This window comes from Caloranaerobacter sp. TR13 (assembly GCF_001316435.1).
In the GTDB taxonomy this organism is placed as follows: Bacteria; Bacillota; Clostridia; order Tissierellales; family Thermohalobacteraceae; genus Caloranaerobacter.
On record NZ_JXLL01000001.1, the window covers coordinates 599,479 to 614,877 of the forward strand.

At 30.3% G+C, this 15,399-nt stretch carries 14 protein-coding genes; all 14 read right to left on the reverse strand.

The window, feature by feature from the left end; all coding sequences use genetic code 11:
• Nucleotides 1–143: 143 nt before the first annotated feature.
• Nucleotides 144–1,232 (reverse strand): cell division protein FtsZ, encoded by a 1,089-nt coding sequence (gene ftsZ, locus TR13x_RS02975; RefSeq protein WP_054870384.1) that lies wholly within the window; start codon nucleotides 1,230–1,232, stop codon nucleotides 144–146.
• A 25-nt stretch (nucleotides 1,233–1,257) separates the two neighbouring features.
• Complete coding sequence (gene ftsA, locus TR13x_RS02980; RefSeq protein ID WP_054870385.1) at nucleotides 1,258–2,505, reverse strand: cell division protein FtsA; 1,248 nt, start codon at nucleotides 2,503–2,505, stop codon at nucleotides 1,258–1,260.
• A gap of 35 nt (nucleotides 2,506–2,540) precedes the next feature.
• Entirely contained in the window at nucleotides 2,541–2,870 is a 330-nt protein-coding gene (locus TR13x_RS02985) for a small basic family protein (RefSeq protein WP_054870386.1), read from the reverse strand.
• Nucleotide 2,871: 1 nt separating this feature from the next.
• Entirely contained in the window at nucleotides 2,872–3,600 is a 729-nt protein-coding gene (locus TR13x_RS02990; protein ID WP_054870387.1) for a DUF881 domain-containing protein, read from the reverse strand.
• 18 nt (nucleotides 3,601–3,618) lie between these two features.
• Nucleotides 3,619–4,353 carry a DUF881 domain-containing protein gene (locus TR13x_RS02995; RefSeq protein ID WP_054870388.1) on the reverse strand — a complete coding sequence of 245 codons (735 nt, stop codon included), beginning with the start codon at nucleotides 4,351–4,353 and terminating at the stop codon, nucleotides 3,619–3,621.
• Between the two features lie 14 nt (nucleotides 4,354–4,367).
• Nucleotides 4,368–5,120 (reverse strand): cell division protein FtsQ/DivIB, encoded by a 753-nt coding sequence (locus TR13x_RS03000; protein WP_054870389.1) that lies wholly within the window; start codon nucleotides 5,118–5,120, stop codon nucleotides 4,368–4,370.
• A gap of 51 nt (nucleotides 5,121–5,171) precedes the next feature.
• A complete protein-coding gene (murA, locus tag TR13x_RS03005) occupies nucleotides 5,172–6,425 on the reverse strand; it encodes a UDP-N-acetylglucosamine 1-carboxyvinyltransferase (protein ID WP_054870390.1) in 1,254 nt (417 codons plus the stop codon).
• Nucleotides 6,426–6,528: 103 nt separating this feature from the next.
• Nucleotides 6,529–7,635 (reverse strand): undecaprenyldiphospho-muramoylpentapeptide beta-N-acetylglucosaminyltransferase, encoded by a 1,107-nt coding sequence (gene murG / locus TR13x_RS03010; protein WP_054870391.1) that lies wholly within the window; start codon nucleotides 7,633–7,635, stop codon nucleotides 6,529–6,531.
• Between the two features lie 4 nt (nucleotides 7,636–7,639).
• On the reverse strand, nucleotides 7,640–8,743 hold the full coding sequence (gene spoVE / locus TR13x_RS03015) for a stage V sporulation protein E (RefSeq protein ID WP_054870392.1): 1,104 nt from the start codon (nucleotides 8,741–8,743) through the stop codon (nucleotides 7,640–7,642).
• Nucleotides 8,721–10,103, reverse strand: a complete 1,383-nt coding sequence (gene murD, locus TR13x_RS03020; RefSeq protein WP_054870393.1) for a UDP-N-acetylmuramoyl-L-alanine--D-glutamate ligase — start codon at nucleotides 10,101–10,103, stop codon at nucleotides 8,721–8,723. Before murD ends, spoVE begins: the two co-directional genes overlap by 23 nt.
• A gap of 27 nt (nucleotides 10,104–10,130) precedes the next feature.
• Nucleotides 10,131–11,093: a phospho-N-acetylmuramoyl-pentapeptide-transferase gene (mraY, locus tag TR13x_RS03025; protein WP_054870394.1), complete on the reverse strand. Its 963-nt coding sequence runs from the start codon at nucleotides 11,091–11,093 to the stop codon at nucleotides 10,131–10,133.
• Nucleotides 11,094–11,130: 37 nt separating this feature from the next.
• Entirely contained in the window at nucleotides 11,131–12,591 is a 1,461-nt protein-coding gene (locus TR13x_RS03030; RefSeq protein WP_054870395.1) for a UDP-N-acetylmuramoyl-L-alanyl-D-glutamate--2,6-diaminopimelate ligase, read from the reverse strand.
• A gap of 130 nt (nucleotides 12,592–12,721) precedes the next feature.
• Nucleotides 12,722–14,896, reverse strand: coding sequence for a stage V sporulation protein D (locus TR13x_RS03035; RefSeq protein ID WP_054870396.1), 2,175 nt, complete (start codon nucleotides 14,894–14,896; stop codon nucleotides 12,722–12,724).
• Between the two features lie 17 nt (nucleotides 14,897–14,913).
• A complete protein-coding gene (locus TR13x_RS03040) occupies nucleotides 14,914–15,381 on the reverse strand; it encodes a cell division protein FtsL (protein WP_054870397.1) in 468 nt (155 codons plus the stop codon).
• Nucleotides 15,382–15,399 lie beyond the last annotated feature (18 nt).

Below are 15,399 nucleotides of genomic sequence, written 5' to 3' on the forward strand. Positions count from 1 at the left end.
AATACTGCCCCCTCAAATTAATTGGTCCTCTAATTTACAAATATTCAGTTGTCCTCATTTTTATGTCTATTATATAATATTATCTTTCAAAAATTTGTCATTTACTGAAGTCGAAAAAAACCCTTTTCTGTTAAGAAAAGGGTTTATTTACTCCTCCTTCTCAAGAAGGTAGGAATATCTAAATCATCTGTATCGAATTGTTTAACTTCGCTATTTGCTTTAACATTATTTTTATCTTCCAATTTTTTATTTATGTTTTTTACTCCACTCTCTTTTTTATTATGGTCAAAACCTGTTGCTATAACAGTAATCTTAATATCATCTTTTAAACTTTCATCAACAACTGCACCAAAAATAATGTTTGCATCTGGATCAACTGCCTGTTTAATTAAATCAGCAGCTTCATTTACTTCAAATAATCCTAAATTATTTCCTCCAGTTATGTTAAGTAATACTCCTTTAGCTCCTTCAATAGAAGTTTCAAGTAAAGGACTTTGGATAGCTTGTTTTGCAGCTTCAATGGCTCTATTTTCTCCACTAGCCCTTCCAATTCCCATATGAGCTAATCCTTGTTCTAACATAATAGTTTTAACATCGGCAAAATCAAGATTCACAAGACCTGGTACAGCAATCAAATCTGATATGCCTTGTATACCTTGTCTCAAAACATCATCAGCAATTCTAAAAGCATCCATTATTGAAGTTTTCTTTTCAACTACTTGTAATAATCTGTCATTAGGTATTGTCACCAAAGTATCTACTCTAGATTTTAATTCTTCAACACCTTTTTCTGCATGAAGCATTCTTCTTCTACCTTCAAACATAAAAGGTTTTGTTACAACACCAACTGTTAATATTCCTAATTCTTTTGCTATTTCAGCAACTATAGGTGCAGCACCTGTTCCTGTACCTCCACCCATTCCAGCTGTTATAAAAACCATATCTGCTCCTTTGATTGCTTCAAGAATCTCATTTCTACTTTCTTCAGCAGCTTTCTTACCAATCTCTGGGTTCGCTCCTGCTCCTAAACCTTTAGTTAATTTCTCACCAATTTGTATTTTAATTTCAGCTTTTGAAGTATGTAAAGCCTGTTTATCAGTATTTATAGCAATAAACTCAACACCTTTAACTTGTGACTCAATCATTCTATTAACTGCGTTATTGCCGCCACCACCTACACCAATAACTTTTATACAAGCAAACTGATCTAATTCTACATCAAATTCAAACATCGAATTCCCCCTTCGCTATTGTTTTTTAGAAATACTCATCCCATATTGTTTTTAAAAACGACATTACGCTTTTTGTATTTTTGTTTCTTTTCTTACCTCTACTTTTCTTTATTTCTACATTATTATATTCTATATAATAATTTAATTTCCTTTTAAAACCATAATTTACAAGACCAACTGCTGAAGAAAAAATAGGTTCTTGAGCTCCCATCTGAAAAGGTTGTCCAATTCGTACAGGTAATCCAAAAACTTCTATTCCTAATTCAGTAACACCCTTGAAATAACTAACACCTCCACCTGTTATTACCATACCAGTTAATATCTTATCTTTAACTCTATTTTTTATTAAATCTATATTAATTAGCTCAAATATCTCCTTTATTCTAGCTTCAATTATTTCGGATAGTTGCATTTCATTAATTTCTAAATTATTACTAAACCCTAAAGGGTTTATTTCAAAAACATTATTATCATCAGCTAACTTCGTATAAGCAACTCCAAATTTCTTTTTAATTTCTTCACTTCTATTAAAAGGTAATCTAAGTCCAACTGATATATCATTAGTAATATGATTGCCTGCAATAGGCAAAATATTTGAATATATCAAAGTTCCATTTTTAAAAACAGAAAAATCACTTGTTCCTGCACCAATATCTAACAGCAAAACTCCTAAATCCTTTTCATCTTTCGTTAAAACAGCTTCAGAAGTCGCTATAGGTTCCATTACAATGCCTAATACTTCTATACCTGCTTTATTAACACTTTTGACCAAATTAAGCACAGTAGTTGTTGACCCTACAATTATATCTGCCTCAACCTCTAGTCTTATCCCAACCATTCCTACAGGATCACTAATTTCATCATATCCATCAACTATATACTGTCTAGGTATTATATCAATAATTCTCTTATCTTGAGGTATTGATACAATCGTCGCTGAATTTAAAACTCTTTTTACGTCTTCAAAAGAAATCTCTTTATCATCGCTTGATACAGCTATAATTCCTTTATTTCTAAAGAGCTTTGTATATCCACCTGGGATATTTATATAAGCTTCATAAACTTCAAGATCTGCCATATTTTCAGCTTGGGTAACAGCTTCAAGTATAGCCTTAGTAGTTTCTTCTATATCTACTACAACACCTTTTTTTATACCTTTACATCTACTTTTACCTATCCCCACAATTTGTAATTGTCCATTACTATCTATTTCTGATATAATTACACAAATTTTTGAACTGCCTAAATCTATCGAAGTAACAACATTCCCCATATGTTTACGCCCCCTTTAAAAGCTCAACCCCTTTTTTACCTATTAATAAGTATCCTTCTAATAATAGCAAAATTCTGGAATAATCTACTTCCAAATGCAAAAATAGCTGCATAGTAAAGGGGCACTCCTAATCTATCTCCAATATAAGCTAAAAATGCTGCTAATATTGCATTTCCAAAGAATCCTGTAACAAAAATACGTGTATCAAATTTTTGTTCTAAATTTGCTCTAATTCCCCCAAAAACTGAATCCAAACATGCTAGTATTGCAACTGAAATATATAATGAATAACTCGTCGAATAAGTCACAGGTATATAAAATCCTATCAATACACCTATTAAAATACCTAAAAGTGCTAAAATCATTTTATTCACCCTCTTCTATAGGCTTAGCCTGATTAAAAGTAATGTTACCCCAATATCTTGGGATAAAAATATTATCACTTATTTTAGTCTGTATTTTTATATTTCTAACTTCTTTTAGTATATATCCATTTGTATTAGGTGCATTTATAGCTGCATATAATACCTTAGGGTCTCCTATTGCTTTTATTACAAATGGAGAAGCTAGCCTTTCTTTATTTACTGTTATAATAGGTCCTCCACATTTTATTTCAGACCTTGATAAAATTCTCTGTCCATTAATACTTATTGCTTCAGCACCAGCTGCACTTAAATCATTAATCAATTTTAGAACATCTAAGTCATGTACTAAATCATAATTTACATTTTCTCCATAAGAAACCTCTTTATCGTTATCCTCCATTTTAATTATAATACCTGGTCCTTGAACATCTTCTAAACCTATTTCAAATCTTATATCTTTAATCTCTTGCTCAAGCAGTTCAGCAAAAGAATCTTTATCTACGATAGCTTTATGATATTTATTTATCTCGCTTTTTTTCTCTTCTATTAATCTCTTTAGATTACTAATTTCTCTTTTGTAATTATTAATTTCCTTTTTTGTCATCTTAATCGAGTTTAAAGATACTAGTGTATAATCATCAATATTCTGTTTAAATTGAAATGAAAAAAGTATTCCAGTAATAATAGTAACTATCAATATAGTTATATTGCCAATATATTTTTTATCCATCCTTCTCACCTTATTTTTTTAATCAGTAGCATTATCTATTGGCTTTGCATATTTAAATTCATTTAGTCTTGTATATCTAGGTATTTCTATATTTTTTTCTTCTTTGATTTGTACATCTAGATTAAATAAATTTTCCATATACCAAACCACTCCTCCTTTAAGTCTAAGAGCTGATTCTAAAATCTTTGGTTCACCAATTGCCTTAATTATAAAAGGAGGACCATACGAAACACCATTAATCTCAAGATGATTCCCAGCAGGCACTATTTCAGTAAATCCTGTATATCTCTGTTCATTAACAGAAATTGCTTCTGCACCTGCAGCATTTAGATTACTAATTATCTCTAACAAAAAGTCATAATTATTAACTATAATGCTTGTATCGTCTCCAAATTGTACTTCAATAGGTGGATCATTTACTACTACTATTATACCTGGTCCTTTTACTGGCTCATATCCACCAAACATCCTATATTTCTGCAATTCTTTCATCAAATTTTTAATATAGACATTTTCTTCAGCAGCATTTTTTTCATACTGTTTTACTTTAGATTCTAAGCTATTTAATTCCTCTAACAATTTTTCCTTTTCATCTTTTAGCTTTTTTAATTCTAAAGCCAATTGCTGTGCACTTTTAGTCGGCAAAATACCGTTGCCTACAGTTTCATTAACTGTTTTAAATTGTATTGCTATAATTATTCCAAGTATTAAGCATACCAAAGCAAATGCTATTTTACTCTTTAACTCTCTCATTATATTTTATCCTCCTAGTCACCTTCTGGTATGAAAATAGGACTATCTCCCTTATTAAAATAAATTGTACCTTTATCTATACCTCTATTTTTCAAATCATCAAGTATTTTAATAGTAAAGCTTAATTTATATTTTACATTATTTAGGTATCCAAATGCAACTTTAATACCAGATTTTAAATAGATTACTATATTAGACTTATTATCTATTTTAACTTTTTTCATTTCTTTATATAGACCAATTTTTTTGCAATCTTTAATTAAATCTATTATTTTTTCTAAACTAATATTATTTTCTAATGAAATTTTTTTGCCAATTGAAATATCTTTAATATTAATACCTTCAATTTCTAACAGATTCTCTTTTTTATAAGCTAATAAATTCAAGACATATCCTTCATCATCTATATATATATATGAATCTAAATAAGGTATAAGTAAAAATTCATTTCTTTCTTTTATTGTAATTACAAGCTTATTAGGAAAAAGTCTTTTTATATTTACAGATTTTACATATGGATGAGATAATAAATTTTCTTTTGCTTCTTGAGTTCGTATTTTAAAAATATTTTCCCCATAATTTAGCCCAGAAGCTAAAATAACTTTTTCATCATCTAAAACATCATTTCCTTGAATTGCTATTTCTGAAATGTCAAAGAAACTCGTTTTAGTTGATAAAATAATAAAAATCGATATTAAAAAAAACAATAATATTGTAATAAGTCCTATCTTTTTTTTTCGTATTTTCCTTTCAATATTATTAGTCACTTTAAATCACTCCTGTAGCTTATCCATCAATTAAAAAGCAGCAATAAGCTGCTAAAATATTTTCTGTATATCTGCTCCCAAAGATGCTAAATTTTTCTCAAAATCCTGATAACCTCTATCTATATGATATATATTTTCAACTATAGTAGTTCCTTTAGCTGCTAAACCTGCTAATACTAAAGCAGCTCCACCTCTTAAGTCTTTGGCCGTCACTTTTGCACCAGTTAATTCTTTAACTCCTTTTATTATCGCTACTCTTCCTTCAGTTTTTATCTTGGCCCCCATTCTAACTAATTCATCAACGTGTTTAAATCTATTTTCAAATATAGTTTCGCATACCACACTTGTTCCATTAGCTAATGACAAAAGAGCTATCATTTGAGCTTGCATATCTGTTGGAAAACCAGGGTAAGGTAAAGTTCTAATAGATTCAACAGCATTAGGTCTTTTTGGACCTATTATCTTTAAAGTCGTACAATTGTTATAAATCATACATCCAGCTTCTCTGAGCTTTGCTATTATTGAATTCAAGTGTTCAACTTCTATATTTTTTAAGACAACTTCTCCGCCAGTTATGGCAGAAGCTACCATGAAAGTTCCAGCAACTATTCTATCAGGAATAACTGTATGCTCTACTCCATGTAATTTATCAACACCATCTATTCTTATTGCACTTGTACCTGCTCCATATATTTTTGCACCAGCGGAATTAAGAAAGTTTTGAAGATCGACTATTTCAGGCTCCTTAGCTGCATTTCTGATTATTGTAGTTCCTTTAGCTCTAACTGCAGCTAACATAATATTTTCAGTTGCTCCTACACTAGGATAATCTAATTGAATTTCACACCCTTTTAATTGCTCAGCACAACAATATATATAACCATGAGCTTCTTTAATATCTGCCCCAAGTGCTTTAAGAGCTTTAAGATGTAAATCAATAGGTCTCGGCCCAATGTCACACCCGCCTGGATAAGATATTTCGACTTGACCACATCTTGCTAGCATAGCTCCCATCAAAATGATTGAAGAGCGCATTTCTCTAACCAAATCTTCAGGTATCCTAATTTCCGAAAAAGGCCTTGAGTCTATTGTCATGATATCATCTACTCTATTAACTTTACATCCAATCGATTCTAATATTTGTTCCATTACATCTACATCTCTAATTTTGGGTATGTTAAAAATAGTGCTTACACTATTAGTTATAACAGAAGCAGCAAGAATAGGTAACGCAGAGTTTTTAGCACCACCTATAGTAATTTCTCCTACGAGTCTTTTTCCACCTTCTATAATATACTTACTCATAATTACACCTCCAGAATATGCACCGTACCTATGTATAAAGTCTTTTTTTAAAAAAACAATATATAAATATCTTATGCATATTCTTAAGAGGTGTTACAAAATACTATTTTTCTTTAATTAAATCTATAATCATTCTAAAAATTCTATCAGTAGCATCTATCTTAGCTAATTTCCTACTTTGCTGAGCCATAGATTCTAATTTGTTTTTATCATTTAGTAATTCATTTATCTTTTCATTTAATATTTTGCCATTAAGGTCTTTTTCTAAAATCATAACACTCGCACCTTGTTTTTCTAAAGCTCTTGCATTGAATTCTTGGTGATTCTCTGCTGTATAACTCTTTGGTATTAGTATGCTTGGAACCCCTACAGCAGTAATTTCTGCAATAGTTATTGCACCAGCACTAGTTATAACAAGGTCTGAGGAAGCTAAAACATTAGGCATATCATATAAATATGGTACTACTTTAATATTTTCTTTTAAGCTTTCAATAGAACCTACTTTTTTATTTAAACTATTCATAAAGTCTTCATAAAATCTCTTTCCTGTTACATGAATGATTTGCATTCTTCCCCCTATATTCTTCTGGATAACTTCAAACATTGCTTCATTTAATTTTTTCTGTCCACCACTTCCTCCAAAAGAAAGAATAAGAGGACTAATCTTTTCAGTTGACTTAACTTTATTCTTATTAACTTTCAAAAAGTCATCTCTAACTGGATTTCCAGTTATAGTCACTTTGTTCGGATCGTAAAAATATTTTACAGATTCTTCAAAACTTCCAGCAACTTTATCAACAAATCTAGAAAGAATCCTATTAGTTACTCCTGGATATGCATTTTGTTCGTGAATTAACGTTGGTATTTTCTTTAAAGCTGAAATAAATACTACAGGACCACAAACATATCCACCAGTTCCTATAACTACATCAGGTTGAAACTCATTTATTATTTTTCTTGCGTCATTAAGTCCTTTTAGTAAAGTCTTTATTGAATCTAAAGTATCTAAAGATAATTTCCTTTTGAAGCCTTTTACACGTATCGCCTTGAATTCAAATCCTTCTCTAGGTACCAGTTCTGCTTCTAAACCTTTCTCAGTTCCAACATATAAAATAGTAGCATTTTGAATTTCTTCCTTTATTTTGTTTGCAATTGCTAAAGCAGGATAGATATGCCCTCCAGTTCCTCCACCAGTAATTAAGAATTTCATATCTTCAACTCCTATCTAAATCTGTATATCTTGAAATATTAAGTAGTATACCAATTGCTGACATAAATATTAAAAGTGATGTACCACCAAAACTAACAAATGGTAAAGGTATCCCAGTAGGAGGTATAGAAGAAGTAACAACTGCTATATGTATCATTGACTGAACAGTTATTAGAGCTACTATGCCTGAAGCTAATAAACAACCAAATAAATCTCTTGTGTTTACAGCTATTCTAATTCCTCTCCATATTAGAATTAAGAATAATATTATCACAGTTACACATCCAACAAAACCAAGTTCCTCACCAATTATTGCAAATATAAAGTCATTATATGGTTCAGGTATGTAAAAGAATTTTTGTCTACTTTTCCCCAAACCCAAACCAAATATTCCTCCTGAACCTAAAGCATACAATGATTGAACTAATTGCCAACCAACTGTATCTTTATATTTAAAAGGATCTAGAAATGCTAAAATCCTTTTTCTTCTAAAATCCTCCTTTAAAATAGCTCCTACTACTCCTCCTAGCCCAAGTAACACGAAAAATGTTAAATGTAAAAATCTCATTCCAGCAATAAATAACATAATCATAAGTGTTAATCCTAAAGTTGCACTAGTACTCAAATCTTTTTGAATTATTATCAATCCACAAGCAATCCCTATAATAATAAGAGATGGCATTACTCCTTTGAAAAAAGATTCTATCTTGTCTTTTTTTCTAGCCAAATATGAAGCTAAATATATTATTGAACCTAATTTTATAGCTTCTGAAGGCTGAAAAGTTGTAAATCCTAAATTTATCCATCTTCTTGCACCATGAAATTCAGTACCAAGTGGAGTAAAAATTAATAGACCTAAAACTATACTTATCAAGAAAATTAATTTAGATAGTTTCTGTAATCTCCAATAATCAAAATTCATAAAAAATATCATAGCAAATAGCCCAAGTACACTAAAAAACATCTGCTTTTTCAAAAAGAAGTATCCATCTTTCATTTTATAATATGCTTCTGGATAACTAGAACTAAAAACCATAATTATACCAATAAAAACTAAAAGGATAGTTACAATCATTAAAGTAAAATCACAGGCTCTCTTTTTTATCATTATTAAGCCCCCTCAAACTATTGACTGCTCTCTTAAAATCTTTACCCCTTTCCTCAAAATTCTTATACATATCCCAGCTAGCACAAGCAGGTGAAAGCAGTACATTATCACCACTTTTAGCTAATTCATAACTTTTCTCAACTGCCTTCTCCATATTTTCTACTATATGTATATTCCTAAAGCCCAATTTTATTGCAGCATCTTTTATTTTTATAGCTGTCTCACCAAGTAATATTAACTCTTTCACTTTATTGTTAAAGCTACTTATAAATTCATCAAATTCATTCCCTTTATCTAGACCACCAGCTATAAGAATTATTGGGCTTTCTATAGCTTCAATAGCCTTTATTGCAGCATCTGGATTGGTAGCTTTTGAATCATTATAAAAACTAACACCATTAATTTCGTCAACAAACTCAAGCCTGTGCTCTACCCCTTCAAAATTTCTTAAAGTATCAGCAATTACTTCTAAGTCTACCCCCATTACCCAGCCGACACTAACCGCAGCAAGTGCATTCTCCAAGTTATGTTTACCAGGTATCTTTATTTCATTACATGAAATAACAGGTATTATTTTCTTTCCATCATTCACTACTATTTTATTATCTTTTACATATACACCATTTTCTAATTCATGGCATTGGCTAAAAAATATAATATTTGAGCACACTTCACTTGATAATTTTCTTAAAAGTTTATCATCATAGTTAAGTATTGTATAATCATCTTTATCCTGATTAGCAAATATTTTCTTTTTAGCATTTATATAATTATCAAAGGAACCATGCCATTTCAAATGGTCAGGAGTTATATTAAGAATAACACTAGCCTTAGGTTTAAAGTATTTTGTACTCTCTAATTGAAAACTACTAACTTCCACTACAAAAATATCATTTTTGTTCGAGTTAATTAATTTCCATAATATTCCTACTCCAACATTCCCTGTTACATGACATACCTTGTTAGCATTCTTAAAAACTTCTCCTATTAAGGTCGTGGTAGTTGTTTTACCATTAGTACCCGTAATAGCAATAAATTGATTAGATGAAATTCTGTATGCTAACTCAATATCGGTAATAACTTCAATACCTTTTTCTACAGCTTTACTAATTATAGGTAAATTTAAAGGTATTCCAGGACTTTTTATTATTAAATCAATATTATCCAAATCAACATCATTAGTACCTAAAACATATTTGACTTTTATACCTCTTAACTCATCAATATATGGCTTTAATTCATCTTCTTTCTTTCTATCACTAATTATGATATTAACATTTAGCTTATTTAGTGCTTTAGCTGTTGAAACACCACTAATACCTAATCCCAAAATCAAAATATTTCTATATTTAAGTTCCAATTATATCACCTACTTTAAAAAATAATTTTACATTATACCAGCAATTCCTATTAAACATAAAATTACTGTTGTAATCCAAAACACAACTACTACTTTTGTCTCTTTCCATCCCTTTAATTCAAAATGATGATGTAAAGGACTCATTTTAAATACTCTTTTACCTGTTAATTTAAATGAAGCTACCTGTATGATAACTGATAATGCTTCAACGAAATAAATACCACCTACTATAGGTAATATAAGTGGTAAATTCATAAGTACTGCAATAGTAGAAATAGCACCTCCTAATGCTAAAGAACCTGTATCGCCCATAAAAACTTTTGCTGGATGAGCATTATATCTTAAGAAGCCTAAACATGCTCCTGCTAAAGCAGCAGAAAAAATAGCTACACTATTAAACCCTAAAGTCACTGAAGCAATACCAAAGAATGCTAAAACTATTAATGTAACTCCTGTAGCTAGTCCGTCTAAACCATCTGTTAGATTAACGCTATTTACTGTGCCTACAACTACAAAAGCAATAAACGGTATATAAAACATTCCCAAGTCTAAAGTTTTATCTAAAAAAGGTATTAAAACCTTAGTCCCTAAGATCGAAGTGTTTGACTGATAAATAGCTAAAATTACTGCAAATAGTATCTGACCAATTAGCTTTTGATAAGCCCTTAATCCAAGCGATCTTTTTAATACTACCTTTATAAAATCATCTATAAAACCAATTAGCCCAAACCCTAAAGTAGCCACTAAAAGTACAATCATATCTCTATTTATTAATCCTGATGACAAAGTAGTAATAAGCAAAGCAATTAACATTATAATTCCACCCATTGTAGGGGTACCTTGCTTTTTAAGGTGTGTTTTTGGCCCTTCCCCCCTAACATTTTGTCCAACCTTTAATCTTTTCAAAATAGGTATTAAGATTGGCCCTAAAATTAAAGTAATTACAAATGAAATAATAATGATCTTAATTATTACTTTATAATCCATCATTTGTCTACTCCTCTCTTAAGCATATGTTCAATCTATTTTATTCTTCTTCACCAAGTAATTCCAGTACGATTTTCTTTTCATCAAACGGTAATACTTTATTACCAATAATCTGATATGTTTCATGACCTTTACCAGCTAATAAAATAACGTCATCTTTTTTAGCTATTTCTAAAGCATAACGTATCGCTTCTCTCCTATCCTCAATAACTACATATTCGCACTCTTCATTATTAATCCCCTTTATAATGTCATTAATTATTTCTATTGGATTTTCAGTTCTAGGATTATCATTTGTAATAATACATATATCACAATAATGAGAAGCAATTTCTCCCATTTTAGGTCTCTTTGTTTTATCTCTATCTCCACCACAACCAAATACAATTATTTTTCTTCCTTTTGCAAATTGATCAATCGTACTTAATACTTTTTTAAACCCATCAGGAGTATGTGCATAATCTATTATAACTGAATAATCTGTTTTTGTTGGTACTACTTCAAACCTTCCATCTACGCCTCGTACTGCTTCGAGTCCTTTTTTTATATCTTCCAACTTTATGTTATATGCAATGCCACAAGCTGCAGCTGCTAAAGCATTATAAACACTAAATTTACCAGGAATATTAAACCTTATATCTATATTTCCACTAGGTGTTATTAAATCAAACTTAACTCCACTTGCATAAAACTCTATATTATGAGCTGTTATATCAGCCTTGCTTTCTATTCCATATGTTAAAATTGGTGTTTCAAATTCTTGTATGGTATCTTTAATTCTTCTCCCATATTCATCATCTATATTTATAATATTAAAATCTCTAGTCTTATAAAAAAGTTTAACCTTTGCTTCCATATAGCTTTGTAAATCCTTATGAAAATCTAAGTGTTCAGGTGTTAAATTAGTAAAAATACCTACATTAAAATCACAGTACTCAACTCTTTTTAATTCAAGAGAATGCGATGAAACCTCCATTACACAACTCTCTACATTTTCTTCCACCATTGAGTTAAAAAATTCTTGTAAGTCCAAGGATTCAGGCGTAGTGTTCTTTGCTTTAATAACTTTGCCGTTTATCATATTTCCTATCGTTCCTATTACCCCAACATTCTTGCCTGATTTTTCCATGATGGATTTTATTAAGTAAGTTGTTGTTGTTTTTCCATTAGTACCAGTAATCCCTATTAACTCTAATTTTGTTGATGGATTTTTATAAAAATTGGATGAAATTCTAGCTAAAGAACATCTTGTATCTTTAACTAATATTTTAACAACATTCTCAGAAATATTTATATCTTTTTGTAATATTACTACTTTTGCACCGTTACTAATTGCTTGACTTACGTAATTATGACCATCAGTTTTGTAACCTTCTATAGCTACAAATACACAATCCTTTACAGCCTTTCTTGAATCATATACTATTTTAGAAATTTCTATATTTAAATTGCCACTGTATCTCACAATTTCTAATCCTTCGATTAAATCAGTCAATTTCATTTTTAGCACCTCACTACTATATTGTCAACTCATTACTTATTGATAATATCACATTTAAATATTATTAGTCTACTTAAAAGGCAACTTTCAAACAAAGCCAGCATTGTTTGAAGTTGCCTCATGTTATATATTAATTCACTTTATCAAACTCAACTTCTACCAAAGAATTAAACTCTACCATAGTACCTGCTGCGGGATACTGACTTTTTGCAACACCATTTCCTTTAAACTTAAATCTTAAATTTAGATTGTTAAGAAGCTCCGTAACTTCCTCCATTGTTTTACCTTTAAGATTAGGTATTACAATTTTACTATCTTCTTTTCTTCGAGAATATACATATAAATCTATCATTGACCCCTTTTTTACCTTTGTACCTGGCAATGGGAATTGGTCTATTACTAATGCATCTTTCTGAACATCTAAAGTTTCTGTATTATAGTCAAGACCAAACTTCCTTAGTTTATTTGCAGCTTCTTTTATAGTTAAATTTCTTACTTCGGGTACTGTCACTATTTTTTTACTATTATCTTTCTGCTCATCTTCAGTAAATTGTGGTTCTACATCTAAGTAATTTAAAGTATCCTTAACTACTTGACCAGCTACCGGTGCAGCAATTCTACCACCATAGTATTCGCCATTACTAGGTTCATCAATAACAACTAATACTGTAATCTTAGGATCATTTACAGGTGCAACAGCAACAAAAGACGCTATATATTTACCCTCAGCATATCTACCATTTATTACTTTTTGAGCTGTACCTGTCTTTCCTCCTACTCTATAACCAGGAACATAAGCTTTTTTACCAGTACCTGATGAAACAACTGTTTCTAATATACTTAATAAAGTTTTAGAAGTATCTTTTGATAGTACTTTTCTCTTTATTATTGGTTTAAATTCATGAACTACATTGCCTTTACTATCCACTAATTCTTTAACTATTCTAGGTTGCATCAAATTCCCACCATTTGCAACTGCAGATATAGCAGTGATTAACTGTATTGGCGTAACAGCGATTCCCTGTCCATACGAAATAGTTGCCAAATTAACTTCTCTCATATATTCAGGGCCTCTAGGAATAATTCCAGATTGTTCTCCAGTTAACTCAATTCCAGTCTTTTCACCAAAACCAAAAGCTTTTATATATTTATACATTCTTTCTTTGCCAAGTCTTTGACCAACAGCTACAAAAACTTCATTACATGAATTTTGAACTCCTTCAACAAAAGTTTCACTACCATGTGGATTGTACCAACGCCAACACTTTAGTCTAGCTCCTTCAACACTAGTTATAAAACCATCACAATAGAATTGACTCTTAGGAGTAACAACATTTTCCTCTAACCCTGCAGCAGCAGTTATTATCTTGAATGTAGAACCCGGTTCATAAACATCATTTATAGAAAAGTTTCGCCACATATCATACCATTTTTTTATCAACTCTTTTTGAGATAATCCTTCCCATTGTTTTTTTACATCTTCATCTAGAGGTTGTCTAGGATTATTCGGGTCATAGTCTGGTTTAGAAGCCATAGCCAATATATCACCTGTTTTAGGTTCCATAACTATTATTGATACTCTTTTAGCCTTATTTTTTACTAAAGCTTCTAAAGCAGCTTTTTCGGCAAAATGCTGAATGGTCTCATCTATTGTAAGAACAACACTTAGACCGTCTTCAGGTTCATATAATTTTTCATTTGCATATGGCAATTGTCTTCCTACTGCATCCGCTGTTTTTATCCATCTTCCTGGTGTTCCTGTTAAATATTTATTATATGTCTTTTCAATGCCATACAAACCAACATTATCAATATCAGTAAACCCAAGAATATATGCTGCAAAGTTACCATACGGATAATACCTTTTGTTATCGTCTACAATTTCTATCCCACTTAACTTTTTACTTCTCAAAATATCCGCTTCATCTTTAGATATCCACATCTTTATCTTAACAACACTTTGTCTGCTTGTAATCTTTTTATAAACATTCTCTTCATCTAAATTGAGTACTTCTGCTAATATTTTTGCAGTTTCTTTAGGATTTTTTACATCTGCAGGTCTACACCAAACTGTATCAGCACTTACACTTATAGCCAGTTTCTTCCCTTTTCTATCAAATATTACTCCTCTTTTGGCTTTAACTGGTATATCTCTAGTCCACTGTTCTAGAGCTAACTTCTTCAGTTCTTCACCCTTAACTATCTGCAAGTACCCTAGTCTTATCGTTAGTGATAATGCGGCAATCGATACTAATAACAATATTGCAATAAGTCTTTTTTTTGTAGAAATAGTGGGTGATGACACAATTTTTCCCCCTTATATTACTCAAAATATCCAAACATTTTATTGACAACATTTCTAAAAGCATTAAGGAATATATAGTTATTATTCCCTTTATTTTCAGCTACATCAATTTCATTGTTAAATAAATCATCAACAGTCACATATACTGTTTGGTCATTTGTAGGATATTTCAAACCTAGTCTTTGCTGTGCTTCTTTTTCTATCCATTTAGATTCTTTTATTTTTTCTAATTCTATAAGTAAATATTGTCTTTGACTACTTAGCTTTTCTATTTCCTTATCAAGCATAGTTATATCGTATCTCATTTTTGTAATATGAGCATATCTTAATAAAACAACAAGAGCCACAGCTAAAATCAAAAAAGAAAACATAATCATTTTGATTTTCATTAAAACTAATTTTTTTGATTTTCTTTTTTCTCTCTCATTTATTTTTATTCTATTTTCATTTTTTACAAAGCTATTTTCTTTTTTTGCTACTAACAAATTTATTCACCCCTTTTC

Excerpts from the sequence above, each read along its gene's own strand:
- ftsZ (WP_054870384.1), bottom strand. The coding sequence starts at position 1,232 with ATGTTTGAATTTGATGTAGAATTAGATCAGTTTGCTTGTATAAAAGTT.
- ftsA (WP_054870385.1), bottom strand. The coding sequence starts at position 2,505 with ATGGGGAATGTTGTTACTTCGATAGATTTAGGCAGTTCAAAAATTTGT.
- TR13x_RS02985 (WP_054870386.1), bottom strand. The coding sequence starts at position 2,870 with ATGATTTTAGCACTTTTAGGTATTTTAATAGGTGTATTGATAGGATTT.
- TR13x_RS02990 (WP_054870387.1), bottom strand. The coding sequence starts at position 3,600 with ATGGATAAAAAATATATTGGCAATATAACTATATTGATAGTTACTATT.
- TR13x_RS02995 (WP_054870388.1), bottom strand. The coding sequence starts at position 4,353 with ATGAGAGAGTTAAAGAGTAAAATAGCATTTGCTTTGGTATGCTTAATA.
- murA (WP_054870390.1), bottom strand. The coding sequence starts at position 6,425 with ATGAGTAAGTATATTATAGAAGGTGGAAAAAGACTCGTAGGAGAAATT.
- murG (WP_054870391.1), bottom strand. The coding sequence starts at position 7,635 with ATGAAATTCTTAATTACTGGTGGAGGAACTGGAGGGCATATCTATCCT.
- spoVE (WP_054870392.1), bottom strand. The coding sequence starts at position 8,743 with ATGATAAAAAAGAGAGCCTGTGATTTTACTTTAATGATTGTAACTATC.
- mraY (WP_054870394.1), bottom strand. The coding sequence starts at position 11,093 with ATGATGGATTATAAAGTAATAATTAAGATCATTATTATTTCATTTGTA.
- TR13x_RS03030 (WP_054870395.1), bottom strand. The coding sequence starts at position 12,591 with ATGAAATTGACTGATTTAATCGAAGGATTAGAAATTGTGAGATACAGT.